This is a genomic window from Ruegeria sp. AH7, from assembly GCF_056541325.1.
Map to the genome: position 1 here is coordinate 95,832 of NZ_JBQFYF010000001.1, position 13,551 is coordinate 109,382.

A 13,551-nucleotide genomic window follows, 5' to 3' on the forward strand; every position below is an offset into this window, starting at 1 on the left:
CGCCATGAAAGACATCCTTTCCGAGCTTGAAAACCGTCGTGACGCGGCGCGTTTGGGCGGTGGGCAAAAGCGAATTGATGCCCAACACGGTCGCGGCAAGTTGACTGCGCGCGAGCGGATCGAACTGCTGCTGGACGAAGGCAGTTTCGAAGAGTTTGACATGTTCGTCAGCCACCGCTGCACTGATTTCGGCATGGAAAAACAGCAGCCTGCAGGGGATGGTGTGGTAACCGGTTGGGGCACGATCAATGGTCGCATGGTTTATGTGTTCAGCCAGGATTTCACGGTCTTTGGTGGCTCGCTTTCGGAAACGCATGCTCAAAAGATCTGCAAGGTCATGGATATGGCGGTTCAGAACGGAGCGCCCATCATCGGCATCAACGACTCGGGTGGTGCGCGTATTCAGGAAGGTGTGGCGTCACTTGCGGGATATGCCGAGGTGTTCCAGCGCAACATCACGGCCTCGGGCGTGGTGCCGCAGATCAGCGTGATCATGGGCCCCTGTGCCGGTGGTGCGGTGTACAGCCCGGCGATGACGGACTTTATCTTCATGGTCAAGGACTCGTCCTACATGTTCGTGACCGGCCCCGACGTGGTCAAAACCGTTACAAACGAAGTGGTTACGGCTGAAGAGCTTGGTGGCGCATCAACCCACACCAAAAAGTCATCCGTCGCGGATGGCGCGTTTGAAAACGATGTTGAAGCACTGGCCGAGGTGCGCCGCCTTGTCGATTTCCTGCCGCTGAATAACCGCGAAAAGCCCCCTGTCCGTCCGTTCTTTGATGATCCGGATCGCGTGGAGAAATCCCTAGATACTCTGGTGCCAGACAATCCGAATACGCCTTATGATATGAAGGAACTGATCACGAAGATCGCGGATGAGGGCGACTTCTACGAAATTCAGGAAGATTTCGCCAAGAACATCATCACCGGTTTTATCCGGCTCGAAGGGCAGACTGTTGGCGTTGTTGCGAACCAGCCGATGGTTCTGGCAGGATGCCTGGACATCGACAGCTCGCGTAAAGCGGCGAGGTTCGTTCGCTTCTGTGACTGTTTCGAGATCCCGATCCTAACCCTGGTCGACGTGCCAGGCTTCTTGCCGGGAACGCAGCAGGAATACAGCGGCGTGATCAAGCACGGTGCCAAACTGCTTTATGCCTATGGCGAAGCAACCGTGCCGAAGGTCACAGTTATTACCCGCAAGGCTTATGGCGGCGCCTATGTGGTTATGGCGTCCAAGCATCTGCGCGGCGATTTCAACTATGCCTGGCCCACGGCCGAGATCGCGGTGATGGGTGCAAAAGGCGCGACCGAGATCATCCACCGGGCCGATCTGAAAGATGCCGAGAAAACCGCGCAGCACGTGGCAGACTACGAGGATCGCTTTGCGAATCCGTTTGTGGCGGCTGAACGTGGCTTTGTGGACGAGGTAATCATGCCCCATTCAACCCGCCGCCGTGTTTCGCGTGCTTTCGCCAGCTTGCGGGGCAAGCAGCTGAAGAACCCATGGAAAAAACACGACAATATCCCGTTGTAAGGCCCTCAGGGCGGAAAAACCGCCCTGCGCCTTGGGTCACGTTGAATATGAGGATGGTTTAGAAACTGCCGCCAAATACGGCAGGTTTGACAAAAACTGCTAAATAGTTGAATGATCCGCCCCAGCAATCATAGAACTGCGCAGGCCACAAGCACTGCGCGCGCGACCCCGGAAGGAGGAGCTTGCCATTGGCGGGTCCGGGGCCGCGCCATAGTTTTGCTGTCCAGTTTGTTTGCAACTCCGGCTTTCCCACAATCGGAAACCCCGCTGCCCGTGCCGTCTGGCCAGCCTGTTCACCTGAACAGTGTCCTGTTGGACAATAATCCGGGTGAGCTTTGGGTTCGGTTTCGGTTCATTGCCCCAAAGATCGGCGCAACCGTGGGTCGGATCGGCTATGACGTCGCCACGAAGGATATGGCGCATCTGTGTCAGACCCTAGCGATTGCCTATGTCGCTCAGCACGAATTGGACCCGGCACTTGTGATTATATCGCTGGCGGACCGGCCTATCGAATTCGGCGACAGCGCGCCGGATGCCACACAGTTCTTTGAAGCCTACCGGTTGGAACCGTCCGGGTGTATCTGGGAGGGGCTTTGACCATGATCATCGAACTTCATGTGCTCAAAGCGTCTCAGATCAATGATGCGGCTTTGGAGGTGCGCACTATGACCTCATCCCGAAACGGGTGTGATTTTCCCGGTATCAAACACGACGTCATGCCAGAGGTGTCGATATGCTGAAACATCGCGGATTTCCCGGGCGTCTGGCTGGCACCGATTTTCAGTTCACCATTCGCCGCGCCAACCCTAAGGGCGTAACCCCGATCACCCGTCGCGAACGGTTTCGGGATCGCAAACCAGCCGACCGCAGGGCCGATGCAGGCTTTATGGAAGCGCTATGGCAGGCGTTCGGTGATCAGCCGTTTGAACGCGGCAATTTGGATGCGGGCCGGCTGAGTTGGCTGTTCGGGCGCGAAGTCATTCCGGCAGAAGATCCGTTCGATCCGGAAAGCTATGATGCGTTGCTGGTAATTGATCTGGACGCCGCTCGTGCGTCGTTCCCTGATTTGTTCGGCACGGGTTGATCATGTTGAACCTGACGCAGCCTTTGGCAAGTAAGACCCCGCCCAGTATCGGGCAGGGTCGAATGGGCGCGTCAGAAGTTCAACTGGGCGGCGACCTGTATCCGATTGCCATCGAAGTCTTGCCCCGAGTTCACGTCGTTCCGCTCGCCATAGATGTATTCGGCGCTAAGGGTCAGGTTGTCGGTCGCTTTGTAGAAGGCGTTGACATGGATGGTCTCCAACTCGGTGAACGCCAGTGTTCCGGTCGATGTGGCCAGATCATAGTCCTCGCGTCCGTAAGCGATGCCAACGTTCCATTTGTCACTCAAGTCCTGCCGGAACTCGACCGTGTAGCCATCGACATCGTTGGCCTCACCCCCGACAATCGCATCGCCCAGGCCAATCAGGTATGGGCCAAGGGCCTGACCGTGGACATAGTTGACCTGAAACAGGCCACCCGCCCAGGGGCGGATCGAGCCCGACAGAGTAACGCCCCACTGATCGACCTCGGTCGCACCGTCGCTTGTTTGAGCGTTGCCATAGAGCGCCGAAGCACGCGCAATATATGTGCCGTTGTTATACTCGGCTGCAGCGGTAAGAACCGGGTCGTCCGAGTTCGATCCACTGACATTTTCTTCGATCGAGGTGCTGAACACGGTATTCGAACCCAGATTGGCTGTGTAACGGACCTGCGGTACCCGGGCGAATGCGATACCGACAGGACCATTGAACTCAACCGAGGTCGGATAAGTGTCCAACGGCTGGAAGTTGGTCCAGTACTGCCCGATCAACCAACTGTCACCAATGGTGATATTGGCATGACGCAACCGCAGCTCTGCCGTGCCATTCGAGGCGAACAGATCCAGCTCCAACTGTCCGCCGATCTCACCGATGCCGCTTGGGGTACTTGTGCGCAATCCGATCCGCGATTGGCGGATCGTCGCGCCAAAGGTTCCATCAGTTGCAGCCGATGGCTCGCCAATGACGTTCACAAAAGCGGTATCGCCCTGATCAAATTCGAAATCGTAGAAGAAATCGGCTTTGACGTAGCCATAAACGTCGAGAGTGGTGTTCCCGATTCTGAAATCACCATTAGCAGGGCCCGCGCGGTTGGCCTCAAGCGCTTCGACTCTGGCGCGCAGCGCATCCAGTTCGGCCTGTGTCTGGGCGTCCTCAGCCACAGCATTCGTGCCGGTCAAACAGAGTGCAGAAGCCGCAAGAAGGGTCGCCTTTTTTCCTATCGTAGTCATGTGGGTGTTTCCTTGTGTGCGAGTAAGCACTTGCACCGTTCCACGCGCTTTGTGGCTTCGGAAATCACGAGATCGGGACGGAAAAGCCTATATTTCTCAAGGGAATGTGCATTTTTGGACGCGCTAAGTCACGATGGGGTGAAACGTTCTGCCAAGCGTATGATTGTGAACATGTTTCCACCCAGGCCGATTTCTTCAATATGTGATGCTGCGCCTGCAAAAAGGCTGGCTCGGAAGCTGAAATATAACAAAACTGTGACGCCGGGCCTCGGGTGCAGGCCTGAATCGCCGCAAAAGGCGATCGGCGCAATTTTGCGCGGAAACTTGCCGCATGGGCAAATTCCAGCCGGAATCTTCTCAGGAAACAATACTTTGTTTGCTGCTTGGATTGTGGCGTGCAACCTGAGTGGGCCGTGCGGCTCTACTTTGCCTGCGCCGCACATGCACCTACTATTCCGTACCCCTTCCTTCCGCGGGCAGGCTTGTGTTCCCCACAATGTCCTGTCCGCGTTTTTCTTTGAGCATCCTGCAGGTATCAAGCGGCATAAATCTGCGCAAAATGTGAATTTGCTGTGTTTGATATTGAATAACAGAGCCCAAACCCCGCATCTGACCTTAAAGATATCAAATCGAGCAAGAGGGCAGACTAAATGCAAATCTCACGTATTATTCTGGTTGCAGCAACTTGCGCGGGCCTGTCGGCCTGCGGTGACACGACCGGCGAACAGGCTTTGCTGGGTGGCGGAGCCGGCGCAGTCGGGGCTGCGGTCCTCAGCGCGGACCCGCTGTTTGGGGCAGCCGTTGGCGCCGCGGGTAACGTCCTTTACTGCAAAACGCAGAACAACTGTAACTAACACAAATTCCTTGGGGCGTTTTTCGCCCCATCCGTCATCGCGTATCACGCCGTTGCGGGGATCCCTCCCTGCGGCGGCGTTTTGCGTTTCCAGAGCACCAAACCAAAGGACATCGCATGTTCAATAAGATCCTGATCGCCAACCGGGGCGAGATTGCCTGCCGGGTCATCAAGACCGCCCGCAAGATGGGTATCGGCACCGTTGCCATTTATTCGGACGCGGACAGGAACGCGTTGCATGTCTCGATGGCGGATGAGGCGGTGCATATCGGTCCGCCGCCTGCGAACCAGTCTTATATCGTGATTGACAAGGTCATGGACGCCATCCGTCAAAGCGGCGCACAAGCGGTTCACCCCGGCTATGGCTTCCTGTCTGAAAACGCGAAGTTTGCCGAGGCGCTTGAGGCCGAAGGCGTTGCTTTTGTCGGCCCGCCCAAAGGCGCGATTGAGGCGATGGGGGACAAGATCACCTCGAAAAAGATCGCTCAGGAGGCGGGCGTTTCGACGGTTCCGGGATACATGGGCTTGATCGAAGACGCGGAAGAAGCGGTCAAGATTTCGAACGAGATCGGCTATCCGGTGATGATCAAAGCCAGTGCCGGTGGCGGCGGCAAGGGTATGCGGATTGCCTGGAGTGACGAGGAGGCGCGTGAAGGTTTCCAGTCGTCCAAGAACGAGGCTGCGAACTCGTTTGGCGATGACCGGATTTTCATCGAGAAATTCGTGACCCAACCGCGCCACATCGAAATTCAGGTTCTGTGCGACAGTCATGGCAACGGCATCTATCTGGGCGAGCGTGAATGTTCGATCCAGCGCCGGAACCAGAAAGTGGTGGAGGAAGCGCCGTCGCCGTTCCTCGATGAAGCAACCCGCAAGGCAATGGGGGAACAGGCTGTGGCCCTAGCCAAGGCCGTGGGCTACTCCAGCGCGGGTACGGTAGAGTTTATCGTTGACGGTCAGAAGAACTTCTACTTTCTCGAAATGAACACCCGCCTGCAGGTGGAACACCCGGTGACCGAGTTGATCACCGGCGTCGATCTGGTTGAACAGATGATCCGCGTGGCCAATGGTGAGCCCTTGTCGATTACGCAGGACGACGTGACGCTGACCGGATGGGCCATTGAAAACCGTCTGTATGCGGAAGACCCATATCGCAACTTCCTGCCCTCAATCGGGCGTCTGACCCGCTATCGCCCGCCGCAGGAAATTGCCGCTGGCCCGATGCTGATCAACGGTAAATGGCAGGGCGATGCGCCGGAAGGTCAGGCCGCTGTGCGCAACGACACAGGCGTCTATGAAGGCGGCGAGATCAGCATGTATTACGATCCGATGATCGCCAAACTTTGCACCTGGGCCCCGACCCGCGAGGCGGCGATTGAGGCAATGCGCGTGGCGCTGGACAGTTTCGAGGTCGAGGGCATTGGCCACAATCTGCCGTTCCTGTCGGCGGTGATGGATCACCCCAAATTCGTCAGCGGTGATATGACGACCGCCTTCATCGCCGAAGAATATCCGGATGGGTTCGAAGGTGTCACCTTGCCCGAAGGTGATCTGCGTCGGATTGCAGCCTCTTGCGCTGCGATGCACCGCGTCGCCGAGATCAGGCGCACGCGCGTGTCGGGCCGGATGGACAATCACGAACGCAAGGTTGGTAAGCGCTGGGTTGTGGCTGTGGAGGGGCATGAGCTTCCGGTTCAGGTCAATGCCGACAAAGAAGGCGCGACGGTGAAATTCGAGGATGGATCAAGTCTCCGCGTTTCCTCGGATTGGACACCGGGTGATCAACTGGCGGTGCTGGATGTTGATGGCAGTCCGCTTGTTTTGAAGGTGGGCAAGGTTTCAGGCGGGTTCCGGGTGCGCAACCGTGGCGCGGACCTGAAAGTTCTGGTGCGCCGTCCGCGTCAGGCCGAACTGGCCAAGCTGATGCCCGAGAAACTGCCTCCCGACACCTCTAAAATGCTGCTCTGCCCGATGCCGGGGCTGATCGTGAAGATTGACGTCGAAGTAGGGCAGGAGGTGCAGGAAGGTCAGGCATTGTGCACGATTGAGGCGATGAAGATGGAAAACATCCTGCGCGCCGAGAAGAAAGGCACCGTTTCCAAGATCAACGCGGGTGCCGGTGACAGTTTGGCTGTGGATGATGTGATCATGGAATTCGAGTGATGTTCAGCGGGCATCGCGAAATAGACTTTTGCGTGCTCGCTTTTCTGACCTCTGCAATGCTTGGCGGTGTGGTTTTGGCCTATCTGAGACATGAAATCGGAGATTTGACCCTGATCCTGATCGGGTCTGCTTTGGTGCTCGGGTTTTACAGCTGGGCCATTCCGCCGCTTCTGCGCCGCAGTTTCCTTCGGATTCTTGTGGTTTTGCCCCCGTTTCTTCTGCTGGGTGTGATTGGAGGAATAGTCGTCTGGGAATACGTACCGGACGCCGCAAGGGACAAGGTTTACCCGGCTTTGGTGACGGGTTCGGTTATCGTTCTGGGGTGGTTCGTCACATTTCTATTCTCATCCTATGCCGAAGCGCAGAAATTCCATCTTCAGCGTAGGGATACGCTGATTGCTTTGCGAAATGAGATTTTTGCGTTGGTGGATAAACTTGACAACCAGCCTATCGCGGCCCATGCGGAAAAGGTCCAGAAACGGATTCTGAGTGGTGACGGCACGGATGCGAACGGTAATCTGATCGAGTATTTTCCGTTTTCAACCATGGAAAGCGAACCCATCGTGTTCGAGGCGATTTCGTCGTCTATCCCAGCGTTGGGCGAAGATGCTGTTGAAGGCGTAATTCGTTTCTACGCCGAATACACCGATTTGCGCCGGATGATTGAAGATTCCCGAAATGAACAGACTCGCAGCCTATCCCGTGAACGCCGAGTGGCGTTTCATGAACAATTGACGAAACGCAGAATTAGCACGCTGCGCTGGGGTTTGCGCGCGTTGGTTGCAATAAATATTGAGATGGGGCACGAAAATCCCGAGGGGATCAATCGCTCTGGCGAGAATGAGGATGTAAACCCTTGACCCTATTGTGTAAAATAGGGGCTAGCAGCCGATCAGATATCGCCGCTGATCGGCTTTTCCGGAGATTTTTCTGGTTGGTCACTGCTATAAAGCATGATCTTTTCCTCACCTTCTACGTCGTAAACATAATATCTATTGGTGAATATTTCAATTACGGTTTCGCCGCATCACGTCGCTCGCGGATTTCGCGTTCACGTAGCGGGGTTTTGTCGATGGATCGGCCAATCTCGCGAACGCTCCACGGGCTGGGTTTGCGCAGTTTCACCACACCATCCTTATCAACGAATACCATCTGGAACCCGCGCGGGCGTAGCTTTGACCGGATCGGAGATCGCGCTGACGGGTCAGTATCTGTCAGCACAATCACATCCCGATCCCGCATCGCGTCCTCGCCATCCAGCAACATGTCGATCTGTTGCTGGAACCGGGGGTCAGCGGGCGTGTCCGCAAAGACGACGATGGGCCGGTTGACCCACAGAAATTCGCTGAGATCGCTGTCGCCTGCCGGGCGAACGAACTCCTCATCGGCGGGTGCCGATCCGTCGGCCGCCAAAGCCGCCAGCGGGAATAGCGCCGAAAAAACAAAGGCAAGCGTTCGTGTCATGGGGCCTCCTGCTGGAATGAATATAGCCCCTGTCCGCGTGAATGCGACCGGTGATTTGTACAAGGGGTTCAAATTCTTTTGTTTTACAGCTCGCAAATCGACCCCTTCAGTGACAACAGCGCGCAGGCCAAGGCCGGGCGCGTCCCGAATCGAGAAAAGGATATTGCCATGACCGATAAGAAAGACTGGCAGGCGCTGGCCGAAAAAGAACTGCGTGGTCGCCCGCTGGATGACCTGACCAAAGAGACGCTGGAAGGCATCGACGTCAAACCTCTCTATACGCAAGAAGACACCGCCAACCTGCCGCATATGGGCTCGCTGCCCGGGTTTGGTCCGTTCACGCGTGGGGTGAAGGCGACCATGTATGCGGGCCGTCCATGGACGATCCGGCAGTATGCGGGTTTTTCGACAGCTGAAGAGTCGAACGCTTTCTATCGCCGCAATCTGGCCGCCGGTCAGCAGGGGGTTTCTGTGGCTTTCGATCTGGCGACGCACCGCGGCTATGACAGTGACCACCCGCGTGTCGTGGGCGACGTGGGTAAGGCCGGTGTGGCGATCGATAGCGTTGAGGACATGAAGATTCTGTTCGACGGTATCCCGCTGGACAAGGTTTCGGTCTCGATGACCATGAACGGCGCGGTGGTTCCGATTTTGGCGAGTTTCATCGTCGCGGGCGAAGAGCAGGGGCATGACAAATCCGTCCTGTCCGGCACAATTCAGAATGACATTCTGAAAGAGTTCATGGTGCGCAACACCTATATCTACCCGCCTGAGCCGTCGATGAAGATCATCTCGGACATCATCGAATACACCTCAAACGAGATGCCCAAGTTCAACTCGATCTCGATCTCGGGCTATCACATGCAAGAGGCCGGGGCGAACCTGGTGCAGGAACTGGCCTATACGCTGGCGGATGGGCGTGAATACGTCCGGGCCGCGACCGAGGCCGGGATGGATGTGGATAAATTCGCGGGCCGTTTGTCCTTCTTCTTTGCCATCGGCATGAACTTCTTCATGGAGATCGCCAAGCTGCGTGCGGCCCGTACATTGTGGCACCGGGTGATGACCGATTTCGGCGCGAAGTCCGAGCGGTCCAAGATGTTGCGGACCCATTGCCAGACCTCCGGCGTGTCGCTGCAGGAGCAGGACCCCTATAACAATGTGATCCGCACCGCCTATGAGGCGATGAGCGCGGTTCTGGGCGGCACGCAATCGCTGCACACCAACGCGTTGGATGAGGCGATTGCCCTGCCCACCGATTTCTCGGCCCGCATTGCGCGGAACACCCAGCTGGTGCTGCAGGAGGAAACCGGAGTGACCGACGTGGTCGATCCGCTGGCGGGTTCCTATTATATCGAAAGCCTGACCAACGAGCTGGTCGAAAAGGCCTGGGCTCTGATGGAAGAGGTCGAAGAGATGGGCGGCATGACCAAGGCTGTGGCCTCTGGCATGCCTAAGCTGCGGATCGAGGAAAGCGCGGCACGTCGTCAGGCGATGATCGATCGGGGCGATGAGGTGATCGTTGGGGTCAACAAATACCGCAAGGAACAGGAAGACCCGATCGACATTCTGGATGTCGACAACGTCGCCGTACGCGAAGCTCAGGTCGCGCGGCTGGAACGCATCCGCGCCACCCGCGATGAAGCTGCGTGCCAACAGGCACTGGAGGCACTGACCAATACTGCCCGAGACGGCGGAAACCTTCTGGCCGCTGCCGTTGAGGCTGCCCGCGCCCGCGCATCCGTAGGAGAGATCAGCATGGCAATGGAAAAGGAATTCGGCCGCCATCGCGCCGAGGTAAAGACACTGGCTGGTGTCTATGGGGCGGCCTACGAAGGTGACGAAGGCTTTGCCGCGATCCAGAAATCCATCGAGGAATTCGCTGAGACCGAAGGCCGGCGCCCGCGTCTGCTGGTGGTCAAGATGGGGCAGGATGGTCACGACCGGGGGGCCAAGGTCATCGCGACGGCTTTTGCCGATATCGGGTTTGACGTGGATGTCGGTCCATTGTTTCAGACACCGGCTGAGGCTGCTCAGGATGCGGTTGACAATGATGTTCATGTGGTTGGTATCTCGTCCCAGGCGGCAGGGCATAAAACGCTTGCACCGCAACTGGTTGAAGAACTGAAGAAAGCCGGGGCCGAGGACATCATCGTGATTTGCGGCGGGGTGATTCCGCAACAGGACTATCAGTTCCTCTATGATCACGGCGTCAAGGCGATCTTTGGGCCCGGAACAAATATACCTGAGGCTGCGCAGGATATCCTGCGACTGATCAAAGAAGCGCGCAGCTAGTTTCAAGCACAGGATTCTCGACGAAAAATCTTGTGCACGGTAACGCTTGGGTGAAACATGCGACCAGATCTATGGATCTGGTCGTTTTCTTAGGGAGGTGCGGATGTTACTCGATCACTTGGCCGTTGCGGGCGAAACGCTGGAGGCGGCATCGGCCCATATCGAACAGGCGTTGGGTATCTCGCTTCAACCCGGCGGAAAGCACGAAAAATTTGGCACTTATAATCGTCTTCTGGGCCTAAGGGATGGTCTGTATCTGGAAGCGATTGCTATTGATCCTGACGCAGCTGTACCTCAGCGAACCCGTTGGTTTGATCTGGATCGGTTTTCAGGAGAACCACGTCTGACCAATTGGATCTGTAGCGTTCCAGATATTGAAGCCGCACTTGCAACGTTTCCTGATGGCACTGGCACACCAATTGATCTGACCCGGGGGGCTTTGACTTGGCGGATGGCAGTGCCGCCCAACGGACGCTTGCCCTTCGACAATCTGTTTCCCGCGTTGATCCAATGGCAGGGCGATTTGCACCCTGCGCAGATGTTGCAAGACAGCGGGTGCAGTTTGCGGCGGCTGATCGTCTATCACCCGGAGGCATTGGAACTGGCCCAGCATTTGGGAGAACTTGATCTGGTTGTGTTCGACACCGGTCCGGCCTCGATGCGGGCAGAGTTCGAAACGCCAAATGGGGTGCGCGTGTTGGAATGACGGTTCGGCAAGCCCGCCCGGATGATGCTGCTCAGATCGCAGCGATCACGAACGCCATCATCCGCGATACGTTGGTGACGTTCACCACAGAAGAACGCAGCACCGAAGCGATTGCCAAAGATATTCGCGCGCGTGGCCCGTCTTTTCTGATCGCAGAAGATCAGGGTCAGGTGCTGGGTTTTGCAACATACGGGATGTTTCGCAGCGGACCGGGATACACCAATACGCGGGAACACTCGATCCAGTTGGCGGAAGGGGCGCGGCGCAAGGGTATTGGTCGGGCCTTAATGACCGAACTGGAAGCTGTGGCACGCGCAGACGGGGTTCATGTTCTTGTGGCTGGCATATCTTCTGCCAACCCTTCAGCCATTGCGTTTCATGAGGCGGTCGGGTTCCAAAGGGTCGGCCTTATGCCGGAAGTTGGGTTCAAATGGGGCCAATGGCTCGATCTTGTGCTGATGCAGAAAATTCTTCGTGCAGAGTGACCTGTTCCACCTGACAGTCCCGAATTGGGACGCTAGGGTACGCCCATGTCGATCTGGACCCGCATATCCGACGCGCTGAGCGCCCTTGCCCAAGGCGAAAGCCTGACGGCAGTTTTTGAGAAGCTGCGTTCGCCACCCGAACGTTCGGTGGCCTTCACCATTGCCGTAATCGCGTTGGGGGCCAAAATGGCCAAGGCTGACGGACAGGTGACGCGCGATGAAGTCACGGCCTTTCGGGATGTGTTCCAGATCGCGCGTGCGGATGAAGAAGGCGCGGCGCGGGTCTTCAACATGGCGCGGAAGGATGTTGCAGGCTATCAGGACTATGCGCGCAAGATCGCGCGCATGTTTTCCGAAGACAGCACCGCGCTTTGTGACCTGATGGAGGGTTTGTTCCACATCGCCATGGCCGATGGGTTCTATCACCCCAACGAGAATGAATTCCTTGAGGACGTCAGTCGCATCTTCGGACAGACAGATGCGCAATTCCTGGCCTTGCGCGCGCGCTTCGTGCCGGATGCGCCCAATGATCCTTATGTGGTTCTGGGCGTTTCGCGCAACATGCCGGTGTCTGAGATTCGCAAAGTGTGGCGTCAACTGGTGCGCGATACCCATCCCGACGCAATGATGGCACGCGGTGTCCCGGAAGAGGCGATCCGCCTTGCCGAAAAGAAGATGATCGACATCAACCAAGCCTGGGATGACATCAACGGCGCGCGGGCCTGAGTGGATGCGTTTGGCGACCTACAACATCGAATGGTTCGCCAACTTGTTTGATAAAAACGATGCGCTGATCATGGATGACAGCTGGTCGGGCCGTCATGAGGTGACAAAGGCCCAGCAGGTTGAGGCGATTGCCAAGGTTCTGACCGCGCTGGATGCGGACGCCATCCTGATCGTCGAAGCGCCCAATACCGGTAAGCGCCAGAACACAGTGCGGGCATTGCAAGGCTTTGCCGAGGCATTTGATCTGCGAACGCAGCGCGCGGTTATGGGTTTTGCCAACGACACGCATCAGGAACTCGCCCTGCTCTATGATCCCGAAGTGTTAACGGCCCAACATGCGCCGCGCGACGATGCGAATGCGCCGCGGTTCGATCGTTCCTTTCAGATCGATTTGGATGTGGATGCGACTGAAGATGTGGTGCGCTTCTCGAAACCCCCGCTGGAGTTGCTGGTTCAGTCAAACTCCGGTTTTGAGTTCCGCATGATCGGCGCTCATCTCAAATCCAAAGCCCCGCATGGTGCAGAATCCCGCGATGAGGCGATCCGGATTTCAATCGCCAACCGGCGCAAGCAACTTGCGCAGGCAATCTGGCTGTCACGGCGGGTGGCCGACCATGTCGAGGCACAAGAACCTGTTGTGCTTCTGGGCGATCTCAATGATGGTCCGGGTTTGGATGAGTTCGAGCATCTGTTCGGGCATTCATCGGTTGAAATCTTGCTGCAGGCCGGATTGTTTGACCCCCATGCCGTTACGGCGCATGGACCCCGACCGGGGTCTGTCCCTTCCACGGCCCGGTTCGCCCGCCCAAAAGAGGGCAAGTTTCTTGAGGCTTTGCTGGACTATGTCATGATCAGCGAAGACCTGCGTAATCGCCAACCCGCCTGGCGCATCTGGCACCCGTTTCGAGATGCGACCTGCTGGACATCTGTTGAACTACGCGAGGCGCTGCTGACAGCCTCGGATCACTTCCCGGTCACGCTGGATATCGAGTTGTGATCTTCCCTGAGA

The 13,551-nt window shown here is 57.0% G+C and carries 14 protein-coding genes; 12 read left to right on the forward strand and 2 right to left on the reverse strand.

What is annotated here, in order from left to right; all coding sequences use genetic code 11:
* Window positions 1-4: 4 nt before the first annotated feature.
* The 4 genes from ACR0JX_RS00490 (at window position 5) to ACR0JX_RS00505 (ending at window position 2,621) form a co-directional block, all read left to right on the forward strand.
* Complete coding sequence (locus tag ACR0JX_RS00490; protein ID WP_170531898.1) at window positions 5-1,537, forward strand: acyl-CoA carboxylase subunit beta; 1,533 nt, start codon at window positions 5-7, stop codon at window positions 1,535-1,537.
* A gap of 228 nt (window positions 1,538-1,765) precedes the next feature.
* Window positions 1,766-2,134 carry a DUF6497 family protein gene (locus ACR0JX_RS00495; protein WP_480540456.1) on the forward strand — a complete coding sequence of 123 codons (369 nt, stop codon included), beginning with the start codon at window positions 1,766-1,768 and terminating at the stop codon, window positions 2,132-2,134.
* A 2-nt stretch (window positions 2,135-2,136) separates the two neighbouring features.
* Window positions 2,137-2,277: a hypothetical protein gene (locus tag ACR0JX_RS00500; RefSeq protein WP_480540458.1), complete on the forward strand. Its 141-nt coding sequence runs from the start codon at window positions 2,137-2,139 to the stop codon at window positions 2,275-2,277.
* Window positions 2,271-2,621, forward strand: coding sequence for a hypothetical protein (locus ACR0JX_RS00505; protein WP_480540460.1), 351 nt, complete (start codon window positions 2,271-2,273; stop codon window positions 2,619-2,621). The genes ACR0JX_RS00500 and ACR0JX_RS00505 overlap by 7 nt, the downstream gene beginning before the upstream one ends.
* Before the next feature lie 71 nt (window positions 2,622-2,692).
* Here the strand turns inward: ACR0JX_RS00505 and ACR0JX_RS00510 are convergent, their stop codons facing one another.
* A complete protein-coding gene (locus tag ACR0JX_RS00510; RefSeq protein ID WP_480540462.1) occupies window positions 2,693-3,850 on the reverse strand; it encodes a DcaP family trimeric outer membrane transporter in 1,158 nt (385 codons plus the stop codon).
* A 650-nt stretch (window positions 3,851-4,500) separates the two neighbouring features.
* Between ACR0JX_RS00510 and ACR0JX_RS00515 the strand changes: the two genes are divergently transcribed.
* The 3 genes from ACR0JX_RS00515 (at window position 4,501) to ACR0JX_RS00525 (ending at window position 7,726) form a co-directional block, all read left to right on the forward strand.
* Window positions 4,501-4,704, forward strand: coding sequence for a hypothetical protein (locus tag ACR0JX_RS00515; protein ID WP_170531909.1), 204 nt, complete (start codon window positions 4,501-4,503; stop codon window positions 4,702-4,704).
* A 116-nt stretch (window positions 4,705-4,820) separates the two neighbouring features.
* Window positions 4,821-6,866, forward strand: a complete 2,046-nt coding sequence (locus ACR0JX_RS00520) for an acetyl-CoA carboxylase biotin carboxylase subunit (protein WP_480540464.1) — start codon at window positions 4,821-4,823, stop codon at window positions 6,864-6,866.
* Window positions 6,866-7,726: a hypothetical protein gene (locus ACR0JX_RS00525; protein ID WP_480540466.1), complete on the forward strand. Its 861-nt coding sequence runs from the start codon at window positions 6,866-6,868 to the stop codon at window positions 7,724-7,726. The genes ACR0JX_RS00520 and ACR0JX_RS00525 overlap by 1 nt, the downstream gene beginning before the upstream one ends.
* 151 nt (window positions 7,727-7,877) lie before the next feature.
* Here ACR0JX_RS00525 and ACR0JX_RS00530 read toward each other — a convergent pair whose 3' ends face one another.
* Window positions 7,878-8,330 carry a DUF4174 domain-containing protein gene (locus ACR0JX_RS00530; protein WP_480540468.1) on the reverse strand — a complete coding sequence of 151 codons (453 nt, stop codon included), beginning with the start codon at window positions 8,328-8,330 and terminating at the stop codon, window positions 7,878-7,880.
* A gap of 168 nt (window positions 8,331-8,498) precedes the next feature.
* On the opposite strand from ACR0JX_RS00530, the gene scpA reads away from it, so the two are divergent.
* From scpA to ACR0JX_RS00555, 5 genes are all read left to right on the forward strand, one after another.
* Complete coding sequence (gene scpA / locus ACR0JX_RS00535; protein WP_480540470.1) at window positions 8,499-10,625, forward strand: methylmalonyl-CoA mutase; 2,127 nt, start codon at window positions 8,499-8,501, stop codon at window positions 10,623-10,625.
* A gap of 103 nt (window positions 10,626-10,728) precedes the next feature.
* A complete protein-coding gene (locus tag ACR0JX_RS00540) occupies window positions 10,729-11,331 on the forward strand; it encodes a VOC family protein (protein WP_480540472.1) in 603 nt (200 codons plus the stop codon).
* Complete coding sequence (locus tag ACR0JX_RS00545; RefSeq protein WP_480540474.1) at window positions 11,328-11,816, forward strand: N-acetyltransferase family protein; 489 nt, start codon at window positions 11,328-11,330, stop codon at window positions 11,814-11,816. The genes ACR0JX_RS00540 and ACR0JX_RS00545 overlap by 4 nt, the downstream gene beginning before the upstream one ends.
* A 45-nt stretch (window positions 11,817-11,861) precedes the next feature.
* Window positions 11,862-12,542, forward strand: coding sequence for a TerB family tellurite resistance protein (locus ACR0JX_RS00550; RefSeq protein WP_480540476.1), 681 nt, complete (start codon window positions 11,862-11,864; stop codon window positions 12,540-12,542).
* Window positions 12,543-12,546: 4 nt separating this feature from the next.
* The gene (locus ACR0JX_RS00555; RefSeq protein WP_480540478.1) at window positions 12,547-13,539 is read left to right on the forward strand and encodes an endonuclease/exonuclease/phosphatase family protein; all 993 of its coding nucleotides are present in this window, start codon (window positions 12,547-12,549) and stop codon (window positions 13,537-13,539) included.
* Window positions 13,540-13,551 lie beyond the last annotated feature (12 nt).

Bases quoted from the DNA above. Each gene is read 5' to 3' on its own strand.
- ACR0JX_RS00490 (WP_170531898.1), top strand. From the start codon at position 5: ATGAAAGACATCCTTTCCGAGCTTGAAAACCGTCGTGACGCGGCGCGT.
- ACR0JX_RS00500 (WP_480540458.1), top strand. From the start codon at position 2,137: ATGATCATCGAACTTCATGTGCTCAAAGCGTCTCAGATCAATGATGCG.
- ACR0JX_RS00505 (WP_480540460.1), top strand. From the start codon at position 2,271: ATGCTGAAACATCGCGGATTTCCCGGGCGTCTGGCTGGCACCGATTTT.
- ACR0JX_RS00510 (WP_480540462.1), bottom strand. From the start codon at position 3,850: ATGACTACGATAGGAAAAAAGGCGACCCTTCTTGCGGCTTCTGCACTC.
- ACR0JX_RS00515 (WP_170531909.1), top strand. From the start codon at position 4,501: ATGCAAATCTCACGTATTATTCTGGTTGCAGCAACTTGCGCGGGCCTG.
- ACR0JX_RS00520 (WP_480540464.1), top strand. From the start codon at position 4,821: ATGTTCAATAAGATCCTGATCGCCAACCGGGGCGAGATTGCCTGCCGG.
- ACR0JX_RS00525 (WP_480540466.1), top strand. From the start codon at position 6,866: ATGTTCAGCGGGCATCGCGAAATAGACTTTTGCGTGCTCGCTTTTCTG.
- ACR0JX_RS00530 (WP_480540468.1), bottom strand. From the start codon at position 8,330: ATGACACGAACGCTTGCCTTTGTTTTTTCGGCGCTATTCCCGCTGGCG.
- scpA (WP_480540470.1), top strand. From the start codon at position 8,499: ATGACCGATAAGAAAGACTGGCAGGCGCTGGCCGAAAAAGAACTGCGT.
- ACR0JX_RS00540 (WP_480540472.1), top strand. From the start codon at position 10,729: ATGTTACTCGATCACTTGGCCGTTGCGGGCGAAACGCTGGAGGCGGCA.
- ACR0JX_RS00545 (WP_480540474.1), top strand. From the start codon at position 11,328: ATGACGGTTCGGCAAGCCCGCCCGGATGATGCTGCTCAGATCGCAGCG.
- ACR0JX_RS00550 (WP_480540476.1), top strand. From the start codon at position 11,862: ATGTCGATCTGGACCCGCATATCCGACGCGCTGAGCGCCCTTGCCCAA.
- ACR0JX_RS00555 (WP_480540478.1), top strand. From the start codon at position 12,547: ATGCGTTTGGCGACCTACAACATCGAATGGTTCGCCAACTTGTTTGAT.